Here is a 15367-nt window from a genome sequence, read left to right on the forward strand (position 1 = left end):
CCACCACCTATGGGCACCCCGCCAAGGACGTCACCGCGTCTCGCCGGCCGAAGCAACGTCCCACGAAGGCATGGTCCGGCAGCTTGCCCAGGGGATGGCTCAGGCGTACTTTACGTAAAGTACGTACTTGATGATGCGGCTGGAGAAGGCGAGTGGAGCAGAAGGAGCGCGAGTTCGTCGACCGGATGGGGCTGGTCTTCGAGCGGTTCGCCGCGACGCGGACGATGGGCCGCATGTACGCGTGGCTGATGATCTGCGACCCGCCGCACCAGTCGCTCACCGAGCTGGCCGCCGACCTCGGCGTGAGCAAGACCGCGGTCAGCACGGTCGCCCGTCAGATGGAGGGGGCCGGAATGCTGGAGCGGGTGCCCGCGCCGGGCCGCGAGCACCGCTACCGGATCGTGCGGGGCGGATGGGCGCACGCCCTCGGGGTCCAGCTCGCCGGCGTGCGGCTCGGCCTGGAGACGCTTGACTTCGGGCTGTCGGTCGTCGGCGAGGACCGGCCCGAGCAGCGGGCGCAGGTGGAGGAGTCGAGGCGGTTCTTCGCCTTCATCGAGCACGACGCCGACGGGCTGGTCGAACGCTGGCAGGAATATCGCGACAAGCAGGCGGATGGCATGTAAGGAGGCCGATGAACGCGGAGAAGGTGGATTTCACCGGGATCGGTGACGAGGGGATCACCTGGACCCTGCTCGGCACCCACTACATACGGGCGTACGAGAGTCGGCTGCCGGCGCCGATCCTCGCCGACCGCCACGCGGCTCGTACCGGACGATCGGCGCGTCGGTGACCGGCGACGGCCACCTGGTGCCGCGCTTCCGCCGGGGCCCGCACGGCGCTCGGGAGGCCGAGCGCCGGAACTCCCGGCCCGCCCGCGCCGAGCGGGCCTCCTCCGGCAAGCACCACCGCAGGATCCCGGTACGCCGCCACCGCGTGCTCCACCGGCTGATCAACGCCGTCCCGGCGCTGCGGAACATGGGCCACACCTACCGGTTCACGTTCGGCTGACCACCATCAAGGGAGGGGCGATGACCGACATCGTCGAGCGCTACCACATCCCCGAACAGCACTTCTGGCTGCGCGGTCCCCGATCGGGCCCGCCCGTCGAGCACGACGCCACCACCGGCATATGGAACGTCCACGGCTTCGCCGAGGCGCAGGAGCTCCTCGGCGACCCCGCGACCTACTCCTCCGACACCATGCGCGTGATCCCCAAGGGCCTGATGCCGGACGCCGAGGAGCTCTCGCTGGAGGGCTTCATCACCCAGCTCGACCCGCCCGAGCACGGCAAGCTGCGCAAGCTGGTGACCAGCGCCTTCACCCGCAGGGTCGTGGCGGAGCTCGAACCCAGGATCGCCGCGCTCACCGGCGAGCTGCTGGACGCGGCACACGAGCGCGGGCGGCTGGAGCTGGTGACCGATCTGGCCTACCCGCTGCCCGTCATCGTCATCGCCGAGCTGCTGGGGGTGCCCAGCAGCGACCGCGCCCTGTTCAAGAAGTGGGCAGACGCGCTGTTCGAGCGTGACGCCAAGATCTCGCTCACCGAGCCGACCGAGAAGCAGGACGCGGCCCTGCGGGCCACGCTCGGACCGTGGCAGGAGATGAGCGCCTACCTTGCCGCACACGCCGCGGAACGCCGGCGTCACCCACGGGCCGACCTGCTCACCCGGCTGGTCGAGGCCGAGGTGGACGGCGAGCGCCTGCCGGCGGAGCAGGTGGTCAACTTCGCGATCGTGCTGCTGCTGGCCGGGCACATCACCACCACGATGCTGCTCGGCAACACGGTGCTGTGCCTCGACGCCTTCCCCGAGCAGCAGAAGCGGGCCCGCGCCGACCGCGCCCTGATCCCGGCCGTCATCGAGGAGTCGCTGCGCCTGTTCACCCCGTTCGCCGCGCTGGGCCGCGCCACCACCCGCGAGACCGAGCTGGGCGGTGTGGCGATCCCGGCCGACCAGCTCATCATGGTCTGGCTCGGCTCGGCCAACAGGGACCCGAGGCAGTTCCCCGACCCGGGCGTCTTCGACCCCGGCCGCGACCCCAACCCGCATCTGGCCTTCGGCCGCGGCATCCACTTCTGCCTGGGCGCGCCGCTGGCCCGGCTGGAGGGGCGGGTCGCGCTGAACGTCCTGCTCGACCGGTTCGACGTCCTGCGCACCGACCCGGACGATCCGGTGCAATTCATGCCCACACCGACCATGACGGGCGTGCGCCGCCTGACGCTGGCCTGACCACGTCGCCCAGCAGCGGTCTGACCATGCCGCCCAGCAGCACGCCCAGCAGCGGTCTGATCGCGCGTGGAAGCCTCCCGGCGGCGGCCGGGAGGCTTCCGGGTGATCAGCGACCGGGTCAACCGGTCCTGCGCGGGAAGTCGCGGATGGCGTTGCCCGCCCGCTCGGCGATCGACGCCAGGTGCTCGGCCAGGAGCGGCGGGTCGAGCAGGGTGTAGTCCATGGGCAGCAGGGTCAGGCGGTAGGCCAGGTAGTGGGGCGCGTCCGGGTGGGTGCGCAGCCGGCAGGTGTGCTCGTCGACAGGCTCCAGCTCGCCCTGCCAGGCGGGGACCTGCTCGGCGGCCCGCTCGATCGGCGCGTGCAGGAGCACCGTGGCGCGGACGGAGCCCGCCGCGATCGCCTGCTTCACCCAGGTGAGAGCGTCGACGCCGCCGGGCAGCTCGCGGGCGGGCAGATGGACACCGGTGCGCTGGACGTCGGTGAGACGGTCCAGGCGGAAGGAGCGCCAGGCGGAGCGCTCGGCGTCGAAGGCGACCAGATACCACAGCCGCCCCGAGGCCACCAGCCGGTGCGGCTCCACCAGGCGGCGGCTGCTCTGGCCGTTGGCCCTGGTGTAGGTGAAACGGACCCTCTCGTGGATGACGCAGGCAGCCGCGAGCGCGGCCAGGGCCTCGGCGTCGGTGGTGGGTCCTGGGGCGGGCGGCAGGATGACAGTCGCGTGGGAGAGCGAGGCCACCCGGCGGCGCAGCCGTTGCGGCAGGAGCTGCTCCAGCTTGGCCAGGGCGCGCAGCGAGGTCTCCGCCACCCCGGCGACGGCCGCGGTGGCGGCGGTGCGCAACCCGATGGCGATGGCGACGGCCTCCTCGTCGTCCAGCAGCAGCGGTGGCATGGCCGTACCGGCGGTGAGGCGGTAGCCGCCGATGTTGCCCTGGGTGGCGTGCACGGGATAGCCGAGCTCGCGCAGCCGGTCGATGTCGCGGCGGATGGTGCGGGTGGTGACGCCGAGCCGGTCCGCCAGTTCGGTGCCGGGCCACTCTTTCGGGGTCTGCAGCAGGGACAGCAGTTGCAGCAGTCGGCCAGATGGATCGCGCATGACTTCACTCTGCCGCACTGCTAGGACATTCACTGACCTATTAGGAGTCTACTCTTCAGTTATCAAGCGAACGGCAAGGGAGAACACCATGTTGCGCGGAATGACCACCATCAGCTATTGGGCCGAGGACCACGCGGAGGCCGTCCGTTGGTACACCGAGCTGCTGGGCATGAGCCCCTACTTCGAGCGGCCCGGATACGCCGAGTTCCGCGTCGGCGACTTCCAGCACGAGCTGGGCCTGATCGACAGCCGCTACGCCCCCGAGGGCGCGGCGAGCGGCCCGGCGGGCGTGATCGTGTACTGGCACGTCGACGACGTGGCGGCCACGGTGGAGCGGCTCGTCTCGATGGGCGCGAAAGTGTACGACCCGCTCACCGAGCGCGGCCCCGGATTCGTGACCGCCTCGGTGGTCGACCCCTTCGGCAACATCCTGGGCGTCATGTACAACGCTCACTACCTGAAGGTCGTGGAGTCGGCCCGATGAGCGCGGAGGAGGCGGTCCTCACCTTCGAGGACGCCGCTCAGTGGGAATCCTGGCTGGCCGAGCACCACGACGGAGGGAGGGGCGTCTGGCTGAAGATCGCCAAGAAGGGGTCGGGGGCGACCTCGGTGACGCAGCCGCAGGCGCTGGCCGCCTGCCTGTGTTACGGCTGGATCGACAGCCACCGCCGCTCCTTCGACGAGAAGTTCTACCTGCAGCGATACTCGCGGCGCCGTGCCGGCAGCCCGTGGTCGCAGATGAACGTCGAGCAGGCGGAGGCGCTGATCGCCGAGGGGCGGATGCGCCCCCCGGGGTCCGCGGAGATCGCCTCCGCCCAGGTGGACGGGCGGTGGAGCGCCGCCTACCCCTCCCAGCGCAACGCCACCGCCCCGCCCGACCTGGTCGCGGCGCTGCAGGAGCACCCCGGGGCCAGAGCCGCCTACGACCGCCTGGGCAGGACGGGCCAGTACGCCGTGATCCTGCGCCTGGCCAAGACCCGCACCCCCCGGAGCAGGGCCACCTGCCTGACCACGGTGATCGCAGGACTGGAGGCCTGACCCGCGGTGGGCGGCAGGTCGAAACGGCAGGCGGAACGGCAGGCGGAACGGCCGATCACGCACGGGATCGTAACCTGTCGGGCGGGAGCGGAATTCGGTAAGGTCCTCAGGCGATGCCGCGCAGAAGGAGAACCTGGTGAAATCGAAGGTTCGCTCATACGCCCTGCTTGCCGTCCTGCCGCTGCTGCCTTTCGTCGGCCCGGTTCAGGCCGCCGAGGCCGCCGACCCGTACAACGGCCGGTCACCCTACAAGGTGATCAACGGCCGCGCGTGCGCCACCAACGGACGGGTCGTCGCCACCCAGGAAATCGTCCGGGGTGACACCGTCTACGGCACTATCCATGTACGGAGAAATCTGTCATGTAACACGTCATGGGCCTTCGTCAACTTCGGCGCAAAGCTCGGTGCCGGCGAGTACGGAAACGCGCTGATCCGCCGCAGCGGGCCCCACGGCACCCACAGACTCGCCTACAGCTGTGACACCGCTAATGGCAACAAGCGTGTCATAACCGGCCAGACCACCTGCTACACGCCGATGATGACTCGAAATTATTCGATGTGGGCCGAAGGCTACCTCTACCGCAAGAACAGCGCGGGCTCGTGGGTCACTTACGCCTTCGGCAAGGCGGACCGCTACTTCCGCTGAGCCACTTCCGCCGAGCCCGGGTCTCCGCGCCCCCGTCACCGGCCGCGCTCATCCGTTCGGGGCCGTGGCCTCCACCGCCGACATCAGGAGATCGACGCCGAAGGCGTAGTAGGCGTCGATGTCGGGAGGGCCGGAGAGGGTGGCGGCGAAGGCGGCCAGGTGGGGGTAACGACCGGGGGGCAGGCGTTCCAGGTCGAGGCGGTGTTGCCGCCTGAGCTCCGCGGCCTCCTCCTCGTCGCTTCCCACGCCGCCGGGCTGGCAGGAGACCATCGCCACGGCCCCCAGGAACAGGTAGGTGGCCACCTGGTCGGCCTGCTGGAGCGTGAACCCGGCCTCGGTGAGCAGCCCGATCGCGGTGTCGGTGGCCCGGCGGTATTCCTCGCTCGCACTCTTGTCGATCATCGGCAGCAGGGCGGACAGGTATGGGTGCGTGCGGGTCTGCTCCACCAGCGCGGTGACCATCGCACGGAGACGCCGGTCCCAGGGCAGGTCCGCGTCCACGTCGGCGGCGAGCGCCGCGAGCAGGCGGTCGGCGAGCGCGGAGAGCAGTCCGTCCTTGTTCTTGACATGCCAGTACAGCGCCGTCGGCACGACGCCGAGCTCGGCGGCGAGCCGGCGGATGGTGACCGCCTGGAGCCCGTCGGTGTCGGCGATCTTCACCGCCCGCTCGATGACGGCCTGACGGGTCAGTTTCTCTGGAGCCACTTGACAACCCTACGCGGCGCAGGCTCTCCTGTACAGCGTTCATGTACACCGTTCATGGACGCCGTTCAGGAGAGGTCGGCGGCCCCGCCCGGGCCGGCCGACAGTTCGGAAGGATGTTCATCAGGATGACGGTCCGCCATCCGCTGTTCGCGCGCCGCTACCCGCGCGTCAGCGATTACGAGGACGCCCACGGAGCGCTCGCACACCGCCGGGAACTGCTCGCCGGGGCCGGCGGCCGCGTCCTGGAGATCGGAGCCGGGCACGGCGCCAACTTCCGCCACTACCCACCCGCCGTGCGGCAGGTCATCGCCATCGAACCCGAGCCGCGGCTGCGCCTGCTGGCCGAACGCGCCGCCGCCCACGCCCCCGTACCCGTACGGGTCCACCCGGGCCACGCCGAGCACCTGCCGCTGCCCGACCACTCGGTCGATGCCGTCGTGGCCTCCCAGGTGCTGTGCTCGGTCCGCGACGTCCCCCGCTGCCTGGCCGAAGCGGCCCGCGTGCTGCGCCCCGGCGGTCACCTGTACTTCTACGAGCACATCCGCTCACCGCGTCCGGATCTCGCGCGGATGCAGCGCGCCCTGGACCTGGTCTGGCCGTTGCAGGGGGCGGGCTGCCACCTCGCCCGCGACACCGAGCGGGCCATCACCGACGCGGGATTCGCCATCGACCGGGCCCGGCATTTCGATTTCCTCATCGGCGGCCGCCCCGGGCCCAGCTCTCCCCGCGTGATCGGGACGGCGACGATCGGATGAGGGCGTCGGCCGCGTGCCGGAACGGCTGAGGCGCGTCACGCCGGCGCGATCCGTCCGCCTCTCCCCCGCCGCCGGTCCGGCCCCGTGCCCGCCGGGAGGACCCCGGGGGGCACGCCGTCCGGGCGCGACCGTGTCCGAGTACGGGGTCGAGCCCGACGCGTCGCCGGTGAACGCTCAGAAGCCGTTGTGTTTCTGGGGCAGATCCACGACGCCCGCCGACGCCAGCACGCCGAACACGATCAGGACGGCGGCGAGGACGCCGATCAGGAGCCAGGCGATCGGGTGGCCGAGGTTGAGCGTCCACGAGGAGGAGCCGAGGCGGGCGTGCACGAGGAGGGCCGGGTCCTGGCGGTTGACGTAGACGGCGCCGCCGAGGAACCAGTGGCGGTCGTCGTCGCGCTGGCCGATCCCGGAGTCCTCCCGCTCCTCGCCGGGCAGGGCGGGCAGCCGGTGCCCGGCCTGGCCGACCTTGATCTCCCAGGCCAGCCAGCCGCCCAGCACCGCGACAAGCGGGACGTAGACGGCCACCTGCCAGATGACCCCGGGGTCGACGATCTCCCACAGCGGTAGCGCCGCGAGGAACAGGCTCAGGTTCAGGCAGGCCGCTGACAGCAGCGACATCACCGCGACGCCGCGCAGGTAGACGCGGTAGCGGCGGGCTGAGCCCCTGGGCCTGGCGACGTCGAGGTCGGGACGGGCACGCAGCACGACCAGGACCGCGGCGAGGACGGTCAGGACGACGGCGATCTGGTAGATCACCGGCTGGAAGGCGCTCACGAGGGTCGTGGGCACCCGCTCCGTGGAGGCCGTGCCGTATCCGGGAAACAGCGGCAGCGTGGCGGGCAGTCCGCCGTAGCGTGACCAGCCGGTGCCCCCGGTCAGCAGCAGAACGGCCAGGGCGGGCAGCCCCCACGGCCACGGCACGCGGACCGGGTCGGTGCGGAAGGTGGTGTCCACGGTGACGCCCTGACGCCGCCCGGCCGCCCACTCACCGGCGTGCTTGGCGGCGCGGACCCCGCGATGAGCCCGGTAGTACAGCAGCAGGTCCACGACGAGCACCGCCGTCGTGGTGACGCCGATCACGGCCGGAGATCCGGTGACCAGCAGCACGAGGGCCGAGACCGCCGCGACGGCCGTGGCCGCCACGACGACCAGGCGGGCGTAGGACCGCCGCGCCGCGATGACGCCGGGATCACCCGCCTGCTCGATGCCCACGCGCACCCCGAACGGCAGTGTGGGCCTGGCCACCGCCGGCAGGGCCAGCATGAAGGACGTCACCAGTGCGACGAGGATCAGGTCGGCGCCGAGCAACGGGATCACGCCGTCTCCTCGAAACCGATCAGTAGAGCCTCGCACCGGCGCAGCACATCCTGCCGGTCCATGCCGTGAACGGTGGCTTCCGCCAGCAGCACGCGCATGCGTTCCTCCCAGTCGTCGATAAAGGGTGCCTCGGGCGGGCCGGTGTCGGCATCGCGCCGCACGACCGCGCCACTCTTGCGGTTGATCCGGATGACGCCCTGCTGTCGCAGCAGGTCATAGGCCTTGTTCACGGTATGGAAGTTGACGCCGAAGTCCGCGGCGAGTTGCCGCGTGGAGGGTAGCGGGTCACCTTCCCGCGCCTGCCGTCTGGCGATCGCCTCCACGATCCGGTCCCGGATCTGCTGGTAGATCGGGACCTCGCTGTCGAGGTCAAGGGTCAGCTGCACGCCATCACTCTATCTGATATACAACTAATAGAACAGATAGCACTTGGAGACACGTCATGTTGCAGGTAGAGATTCACCAGGGAACACTGACCGTGCACTTCGCCCCGTGGACACGGCCGTTCAGCAGGACCGGCGCGGTGAGCGTGCCGGTGGCGGCCGTCGGCGAGGTGCACCGGCTCGACCGGCCGCTCGCGGCCGCCAAGGGCAGGCACTACGGCCTGCGCTTCTCCGGCGTCGTCAAGATCGGCACCTGGGCGTCCCCGACCGGCGCCAAGTGCCTGGTCGCCGCCCGGCGGGAGGTCCCCGGTCTGCGGATCGTCCTGAAGAGCCGGGTGTCGGGCCACGACGAGCTGATCCTCAGCGTTCCGGACGCCGAGCGGCTCCAGCGGCAGCTGACGGCGGTGACGGCGTGAACATCGAGGCCCGTGGCCTGACCAAGGCGTTCGGGTCGGTGAGTGCCGTCACCGACCTCAGCTTCGAGGTCGGAGCGGGCGTCGTGACCGGTTTCCTGGGGCCGAACGGCGCCGGCAAGTCCACCACCATGCGGATGATGCTGGGCCTGGTCGCGGCGGACTCCGGCACCGCCACGTTCGGCGGCAGGCGCTACGCCGACCTGCCCCGTCCGTCCGACGCCGTCGGCGCGGTGCTGGACAGCGCGGGCTTCCACCCCGCCCACACCGCCCGCGACCACCTGCGGGTCTACGCCCGTATGGGCCGGTACGGCGCAGGCCGGGTGAGGCAGGTCGCCGACCTGACCGGGGTGTCGGCCTTCGCCGACCGCCCGACGCGCGCCCTGTCCACCGGCATGCGGCAACGCCTCAGCCTGGCCACCGCGCTGCTCGGCGACCCCCAGGTGCTGCTGCTGGACGAACCGAGCAACGGCCTGGACCCCGAAGGCATCGCCTGGCTGCGCCACTTCGTCCGCGACCTGGCCGCCGACGGCCGCACCATCCTCGTCTCCAGCCATGTCCTCGGCGAGATCGAGCACATGGCCGACCACGTCGTGGTGATCCGTGACGGGCGCCTGGTCGCCACCGGACCCGTCACCGAGCTGTACGGCACGGCGGCCGTGCTGGTCCGCTCCCCGCGAGCGGACCTGTTCGCAGCCAGGCTGGCGGAGAACGGGATCCGGGTGGAGCGGCCACGGCCGGACCTCCTGCGCGTCCTCGGTCTGAGCACCGCCGAGGTCGCCGCCGCGGCCGCCGCCCACGGCATCGTCCTGCACGAGATCACCCCTGAACGCCCCACCCTCGAACAGACCTTCCTGCACCTCACCGGAGGTTCCCGATGACCGCGCTCCTGGCAGCGGAATGGACGCGCCTGACCAGCACCAGGCTCTGGCTGTGGGGAATACTCGCCGCTCTGGGCAGCGGAAGCCTCGTCGGCCTGCTCGCGCTCGTCGGCCCGGAGAACTTCACCCCTCCGATGCCCGGGCTGGACACCGCCCAGGGCACCCACATGCTGCTGGGCCTGCTCGGGTTCACCGTCTTCGCCCCCGCCCTGCTCGGCACCGTCGCGGTGTCCTCGGAGTACCGGCACCGGACCATCACCACCACGACGCTGTACGCCCCCAGGCGCTGGACCTGGCTCGCGGCCAAGCTGGTGGTCCACACCGGGGCCGGGCTCGCCTACGGCGCGCTCGCCGCGGCCGTGGCAGGCGGCGCCCTCTTCGGCGCGGCCGCGCTCAAGGGCATCGCGCTCGGCCTCCCGGCCGCCACGGTCGCGGTCCTGCTGGGCCGTATCGCCCTCACCATGGCGGTCTACACCCTGCTGGGGGTCGCCGTGGGCGCCCTCCTCCGCAACCAGGTGGCCGCCCTCGTCGTGGTCGGCGCCTACTTCTACATGATCGAGACCGTGCTGATGGTCATCCCCGGGATCAAGGTGCTCTACCCCTACCTCCCGGGCGGTGCCACCGCCGCGCTGACCGGCTTCACCTACCTGGCGGACGCCGTCGCCGACCAGACCGGCTCCTCCGCGGCCCAGCTGCTGTCCGCACCGGCGGGCGGCGCCGTACTGATCTGCTACGCCCTGGCCGCGGTCGCCGTCGCCGTCGTGGCGCCGTTGCGGCGGGACATCATGTGAGCGTCCGTGCGACCGAGGCCGCTCTGCGGCTGCACGATCAGCGCCGGGCCCCCGGCCCACCGTCGCATCAGCGCGTGGACGCGCGTCGAGCGCCCGTGGATCACGGGCCGCGGACCGGAAGGTGGCGGCGACCTGACATGTCCACTGTCCGCCAGGCGCAGTCGTAGCGGCGCCGGTCTCTCCTTGACGAAGCTTTTCCTGCCGGTGCCGACCCCCCTGCCGGCAGGAAGAGAGCTCCTCAATGCCAATCAGAGGTAGAGCGGCACTGCTCGGTGCCTCCCTCGTCGTCCCGCTTGTCGTGGCCGGCACCGGAATCGCCCACGGCGATTCGCCGGCCCCTGTCGCCAAGGTCAGCGCCGTACCGACGGCGTCGGCCACCACCGCGCGGGTCACCCTCATCACCGGTGACCAGGTCACCGTGACCAGCCAGGCGGGCAAGACCGTCTCGGTCAACGTGACCCCGCACAACCGCTCGGCCGGCGACCTCCGCACCTTCACGGTCGGCACCGACGTGTACGTGATGCCGAAGGAGGCCGAGTCGCTCGTCGGCTCCGGCCAGGTGGACAAGCGGCTGTTCAACGTCACCCAGCTGATCGCCCAGGGCTACGACGACGCGCACAGCGAGTCGATCCCGATGATCGTGCAGTATCCGGAGAAGACCGCCAAGAAGGCCGGTGAGCCGAGCGCGCCCGACGGTGGCCGGGTCACGCGGAGCCTGCCCGGCGTCCGCGGAGCGGCCATCACCGCGGACAAGAAGCAGGGTGACAGGTTCTGGGAGGCCGTCGACGACGACACCGCCAAGGCCGGTACCCCCAAGACGCGGCTCTCGGGCGGCATCCAGCGACTCTGGCTGGACGGCAAGGTGAAGGCGCTGCTCGACAAGAGCGTGCCGCAGATCGGCGCCCCCGAGGCCTGGGCCGCCGGGTACGACGGCACCGGCGTCAAGGTCGCGGTGCTGGACACCGGCGTGGACCCGGCCCATCCCGACCTCGCCGACAGGATCGCCGACAGCCGCAGCTTCGTCCCGGACGAGACGGTGCAGGACGGCCACGGCCACGGCACACATGTCGCCTCCACGATCGCCGGCTCCGGCGCGGCGTCCGGCGGCAAGTACAAGGGTGTGGCGCCCGGCGCCAAGCTCCTGGTGGGCAAGGTGCTCGCCGACGAGGGCGGCGGCATGGAGTCGTGGATCCTCGACGGGATGAGCTGGGCCGCCCACTCGGGCGCGAAGGTCGTCTCGATGAGCCTCGGCGGCCAGGAGGGCGCCGACGGCACCGATCCGATGGCGATGGCGGTCAACCAGCTGACCGCCGAGACCGGCGTGCTGTTCACCATCGCCGCGGGCAACAGCGGACCGGGGGCGACCACGGTGGGCTCACCGGGCGCCGCCGACGCGGCCCTGACCGTCGGCGCGGTCGACTCCACCGACGCGGTCACCGACTTCTCCAGCCGCGGCCCGCGCGGGGGCAACGGCGCCCTCAAGCCGGAGATCACCGCCCCCGGCTTCAAGATCGTGGCCGCCCGGGCGGCCGGCACCTCGATGGGCACGCCGGTAGGCGACACCTACACCACCGCGAGCGGCACCTCCATGGCCACACCGCATGTGGCCGGCGCCGCCGCGATCCTCGCCCAGGAGCACCCGGACTGGACCGCCGCGCGGCTGAAGAGCCAGCTCATCAGCACGGCGAAGACCACGGCCGACACGCCGGTGCACTCCCAGGGCGCCGGCCGCGTCGACGTGAGCCGCGCCGTCCGGCAGCCGGTCTCCGGGCCGGGCGTGATCGACTTCGGCCTCTCGGACTGGGACTCCGGCAGCGGCCCGGTCACCAAGCAGATCGACTACGTCAACGACAGCGACCAGCCTGTCACCCTCACGCTGTCGGCCAAGGGCGCGGGCGAGAACCTGCCGGCCGGAGCGCTGAGCCTCGGCGCCGAAACGGTGACCGTGCCGGCCCACGGCACCGCCGCGGCGAGCGTCACCGTTGACACGGCCGCCACGGCGGCGGGGGCGCACGGCGCGCACGTCACCGCCACCACGGCCGACGGCCAGACGGTCGTGACGACGGCGGTCGGCTTCGTCAGGGACGTGGAGCGCTTCAACGTCACCCTCAAGGTGCTCGACCGGGACGGCAAGCCGACGACCGGCATCGCCGTCGTTCATGACTTCAGTCTGGGGAAGCTCGGTCTGCCCGAGATGCACCTGCCCGGGGAGGACGGCACCGTGGTGGCGCGGCTGCCCCGCGGCGAGCACGCCTTCATGTCGGAGATCTTCCACTACAGCGCCGACGGGAACCGCATCTGGGAGTACACCTACGGTGGCGAGCCCGGCACGCTCATCGACTCCGACCGGACCATCACGTTCGACGGCAGCAAGGCCGGCCCGGTCACCATGGACACCCCGAAGCCGAACCAGACGAACCGGATCCGGCTGGGTCTGGCCATGCGGGACACGACCAACTCGAACGTCTTCGGCGTCGAGCAGTGGATGAACGGCGAGACGAAGGTCTACTCCGTCCCGTCGCAGGTCACGAGCAGCCACTTCGAGTCGCGCGTCGCGTGGTCGCTCGGCGCGCCGGAGCTGCAGGCGCAGGTCGTCGGCCACGGTGGAGGGCCGATCGAGCCGGCGTACTTCCGGGGCAGGGCCGGTTCGGCGCGCATCGACGGCACCCAGGTCCTGCGGGTGGCGGACGCCGGGCAGGACGTCCGGGGCAGACTCGCCCTGGTGAAGCGCAGCGCCGCCGTCACGCCGCAGCAGCAGATCGACGCCGCCGCGGCGGCCGGGGCGCGCGCCATCATCATCTACAACGACAAGCCCGAAAACTGGGGCGCCGACAACTGGGCCACGGCGGAGACCAAGATCCCGGCGATGACGCTCTCGGGCGCTCAGGGCGCCCGGCTCGCGGAGCTGTCGGCCCGGGGCAGGGCCAAGATCGTGCTCACGGGCACGGCGGTGAGCCCGTACTCCTATCAGCTGATCAAGTACCGGCAGGGCGGCATCCCCGCCGACCAGCGGTACCGGGTGCGCGCGAGCGAGCTCGCCACGGTCCAGTCGACCTTCCACGCCTCGTCGCCCGGCACGGAGGCCGGGTACGCCCGAGCGATCGTCTCACCGATGCAGAGCGTGGCGTACATGGTGTTCGACCGGATGATCGCCCCGCGCCCCCTTACCGAGTTCGTCACGCCCGACGTGCGGACATGGGAGATGATGCAGGTCGGAACCGTGTGGGAGGCCGGCGGCGCCTGGCAGCAGACCGCGCCGGCGGTGCTCAAGGCCGGTCAGCGGGTGTCCCGCGACTGGAACAAGGCCGTGGTCCGTACGGCGCTGCCGAGCGGGATGGTCGGGTCGGCCGTCCGCAACGGCGACGTCGCCATAGTGTTCGGGGGCGGGTTGATCGACACGACGCCCGACCAGATGTTCGTCAACCGCGCCTTCACCGACAAGGAGAAGGCCACCGTGTACCGGAACGGTGAGCTGCTCGGAACCGCGCCGTCGGCGGCCGTCGCCTTCCCCGTGGCGCCGGAGCGCGCCACCTACCGTGTGGTGGTGGACGCGCAGCGGGACCAGCCGTGGTGGACCACCTCCACCAAGGTGAACACCGACTGGACGTTCCGCTCCGAGAAGGCCGACGCCGGGACACCGCTGCCGGTGCTGTCGGTCGACTACGACCTCGATGTCGACCAGGCCAACAGCGCCGCGGTGAAGTCCGCGACCAAGGTCGGGATCGGCCTGCGGTACCCGAAGGGCATGGCCGGCCTGCGGATCACCGAGGCGAAGCTGTGGGCCTCCTACGACGACGGCGCCACCTGGCAGGAGGTGAGGCTCGCCGCCGCCGGTGACGCGGCCTTCGCCGGCACGATCAGGAACCCCGCGTCCGCCAAGGCCGGCGGGTCCGTCTCGCTGCGGGCGCAGGCCACCGACGCCGACGGCAACACCGTCCTGCAGACCGTGACCCACGCCTACCGACTGCGGCGGTAGCCCGACGGGCCGGGGCGCCTCCATCCGCTCGGCGGACGGGGCGCCCCGGTGCCGTCCGGATCACCTCACGAGGGGATCATGCCGGACCGGGCGGCGTACCAGGCGAGCTGCATGCGGCTGTCTGTTCCGGCCAGCTTCATCAGCCGGCGGATCCTGCGTTGCACGGTGCGTTCGCTGGTGCCGAGCCGGCTGGCCACCGTCTTGTCCGGCATGCCGGACAGCAGGTATGTCAGCAGTGCCACGTCGATGTCGTCCCATGCGGGAACCCCTTCGGTCACGCTCGTGGCGGTGAGCCGCAACGGCGTCGCCGCCTGCCAGACCCGCTCGAAGAGCGCCACCAGCAGGTGGACCAGCGACTGCCCCCGTGCCAGGAGGAAACCCGGATGGACGCTTGTCTGGTCGGGCAGCATCGGCAGCAGCACCGCCTCCCGGTCCACGATGATCATTTTGCTGGGCAGCTCGGCGGCGATCCTGATCTCGTACCCGCTCTTGAGGAATCTGCCGATCTCGGCGGGCGCTCGCGGATCGTCGAGGGCGGCGCGTTCGTACACGTAACGGTAGGTGGGCAGCGCGTTGGTGGAGTCGTCAAGGTTGACGTCGAGCACATACGGGGGCCGGAAGAAGGCCAGCACCTCCCGTTTGGCGCCGCGCTCCATGTTGTCGAGCCAGGTGGCGAGCTGCTCCGGCGTGGTGAGCGCCTCTATCTCACCCGCGGGCGAGGCGGCCCCGGTCCGGTAGACCTCCACCAGCTCCGCCAACCTGCCCTGAACCTGTTGCAGTGCGGCCTGCCGCTGCGCGATCAGCGTGCCGAGCCCGACGTCGGGCGGCACGACCACGTACAACCCGCTGTTGTCGCGGGTGGCCAGGCCGAGCGCGGCGAGTCGGGCCACAGCGGCTGTCACGGTCGTCACCGGCAGGTCCAGCGCCTCGGCCATGTCGGAGGCCGTCACCCGGTGACGTCGCAGGAGCTCGACGTAGACGGCCTCCTCCTGCTCGCTGATCCCCAGCCTATTCAGCATCTTTAATCACTTTCTGACCACATCGCAACATTCGTCCCGGGCTACTATGCCTCGTGCCCGGCCGTGGGGAACATCCGGGCGATCAAGGAGCGCGAGCGAGCCGTAGCGTCAGGCAGGCG

17 protein-coding genes are annotated in these 15367 nt (G+C 71.2%); 12 read left to right on the top strand and 5 right to left on the bottom strand.

The features are described 5' to 3' along the window. The first annotated feature begins 152 nt into the window (after window positions 1-152). From J2S55_RS42600 to J2S55_RS42615, 4 genes are read left to right on the top strand one after another with little or no spacing between them, the layout of a single operon-like run. Window positions 153-623, top strand: coding sequence for a GbsR/MarR family transcriptional regulator (locus J2S55_RS42600; RefSeq protein WP_306873150.1), 471 nt, complete (start codon window positions 153-155; stop codon window positions 621-623). An 8-nt stretch (window positions 624-631) separates the two neighbouring features. Further along, window positions 632-790, top strand: coding sequence for a hypothetical protein (locus tag J2S55_RS42605; RefSeq protein WP_306873153.1), 159 nt, complete (start codon window positions 632-634; stop codon window positions 788-790). Further along, window positions 787-1008: a hypothetical protein gene (locus tag J2S55_RS42610; RefSeq protein ID WP_306873156.1), complete on the top strand. Its 222-nt coding sequence runs from the start codon at window positions 787-789 to the stop codon at window positions 1006-1008. The genes J2S55_RS42605 and J2S55_RS42610 overlap by 4 nt, the downstream gene beginning before the upstream one ends. A 20-nt stretch (window positions 1009-1028) precedes the next feature. Beyond that, a complete protein-coding gene (locus tag J2S55_RS42615) occupies window positions 1029-2228 on the top strand; it encodes a cytochrome P450 (protein ID WP_306873159.1) in 1200 nt (399 codons plus the stop codon). Window positions 2229-2346: 118 nt separating this feature from the next. Here J2S55_RS42615 and J2S55_RS42620 read toward each other — a convergent pair whose 3' ends face one another. Continuing rightward, on the bottom strand, window positions 2347-3321 hold the full coding sequence (locus tag J2S55_RS42620) for a helix-turn-helix transcriptional regulator (protein ID WP_306873161.1): 975 nt from the start codon (window positions 3319-3321) through the stop codon (window positions 2347-2349). A gap of 100 nt (window positions 3322-3421) precedes the next feature. Between J2S55_RS42620 and J2S55_RS42625 the strand changes: the two genes are divergently transcribed. From J2S55_RS42625 to J2S55_RS42635, 3 genes are all read left to right on the top strand, one after another. Continuing rightward, window positions 3422-3805, top strand: coding sequence for a VOC family protein (locus J2S55_RS42625; RefSeq protein WP_442480496.1), 384 nt, complete (start codon window positions 3422-3424; stop codon window positions 3803-3805). Beyond that, a complete protein-coding gene (locus J2S55_RS42630; RefSeq protein ID WP_306873167.1) occupies window positions 3802-4359 on the top strand; it encodes a YdeI/OmpD-associated family protein in 558 nt (185 codons plus the stop codon). Before J2S55_RS42625 ends, J2S55_RS42630 begins: the two co-directional genes overlap by 4 nt. 136 nt (window positions 4360-4495) lie before the next feature. Then, a complete protein-coding gene (locus tag J2S55_RS42635; protein WP_306873170.1) occupies window positions 4496-5005 on the top strand; it encodes a DUF2690 domain-containing protein in 510 nt (169 codons plus the stop codon). Window positions 5006-5053: 48 nt separating this feature from the next. Here J2S55_RS42635 and J2S55_RS42640 read toward each other — a convergent pair whose 3' ends face one another. Beyond that, complete coding sequence (locus tag J2S55_RS42640; RefSeq protein ID WP_306873173.1) at window positions 5054-5710, bottom strand: TetR/AcrR family transcriptional regulator; 657 nt, start codon at window positions 5708-5710, stop codon at window positions 5054-5056. Between the two features lie 113 nt (window positions 5711-5823). Between J2S55_RS42640 and J2S55_RS42645 the strand changes: the two genes are divergently transcribed. After that, complete coding sequence (locus J2S55_RS42645) at window positions 5824-6465, top strand: class I SAM-dependent methyltransferase (protein ID WP_306873176.1); 642 nt, start codon at window positions 5824-5826, stop codon at window positions 6463-6465. A gap of 174 nt (window positions 6466-6639) precedes the next feature. Here the strand turns inward: J2S55_RS42645 and J2S55_RS42650 are convergent, their stop codons facing one another. Next, a complete protein-coding gene (locus J2S55_RS42650) occupies window positions 6640-7785 on the bottom strand; it encodes a DUF1648 domain-containing protein (protein WP_306873179.1) in 1146 nt (381 codons plus the stop codon). After that, the gene (locus tag J2S55_RS42655) at window positions 7782-8171 is read right to left on the bottom strand and encodes a GntR family transcriptional regulator (RefSeq protein WP_306873181.1); all 390 of its coding nucleotides are present in this window, start codon (window positions 8169-8171) and stop codon (window positions 7782-7784) included. Before J2S55_RS42655 ends, J2S55_RS42650 begins: the two co-directional genes overlap by 4 nt. A gap of 56 nt (window positions 8172-8227) precedes the next feature. Between J2S55_RS42655 and J2S55_RS42660 the strand changes: the two genes are divergently transcribed. From J2S55_RS42660 to J2S55_RS42675, 4 genes are all read left to right on the top strand, one after another. Further along, window positions 8228-8584, top strand: a complete 357-nt coding sequence (locus J2S55_RS42660; RefSeq protein WP_306873183.1) for a hypothetical protein — start codon at window positions 8228-8230, stop codon at window positions 8582-8584. Then, complete coding sequence (locus J2S55_RS42665) at window positions 8581-9462, top strand: ABC transporter ATP-binding protein (RefSeq protein WP_306873187.1); 882 nt, start codon at window positions 8581-8583, stop codon at window positions 9460-9462. The genes J2S55_RS42660 and J2S55_RS42665 overlap by 4 nt, the downstream gene beginning before the upstream one ends. Continuing rightward, window positions 9459-10253: an ABC transporter permease gene (locus J2S55_RS42670; RefSeq protein ID WP_306873190.1), complete on the top strand. Its 795-nt coding sequence runs from the start codon at window positions 9459-9461 to the stop codon at window positions 10251-10253. Before J2S55_RS42665 ends, J2S55_RS42670 begins: the two co-directional genes overlap by 4 nt. A 241-nt stretch (window positions 10254-10494) precedes the next feature. Further along, the gene (locus J2S55_RS42675) at window positions 10495-14229 is read left to right on the top strand and encodes a S8 family peptidase (protein WP_306873193.1); all 3735 of its coding nucleotides are present in this window, start codon (window positions 10495-10497) and stop codon (window positions 14227-14229) included. A gap of 65 nt (window positions 14230-14294) precedes the next feature. Here J2S55_RS42675 and J2S55_RS42680 read toward each other — a convergent pair whose 3' ends face one another. Then, window positions 14295-15248: a helix-turn-helix domain-containing protein gene (locus J2S55_RS42680; RefSeq protein ID WP_306873195.1), complete on the bottom strand. Its 954-nt coding sequence runs from the start codon at window positions 15246-15248 to the stop codon at window positions 14295-14297. Window positions 15249-15367: the final 119 nt, after the last annotated feature.

This window comes from Streptosporangium brasiliense, from assembly GCF_030811595.1.
GTDB classification, from domain to species: domain Bacteria; phylum Actinomycetota; class Actinomycetes; order Streptosporangiales; family Streptosporangiaceae; genus Streptosporangium; species Streptosporangium brasiliense.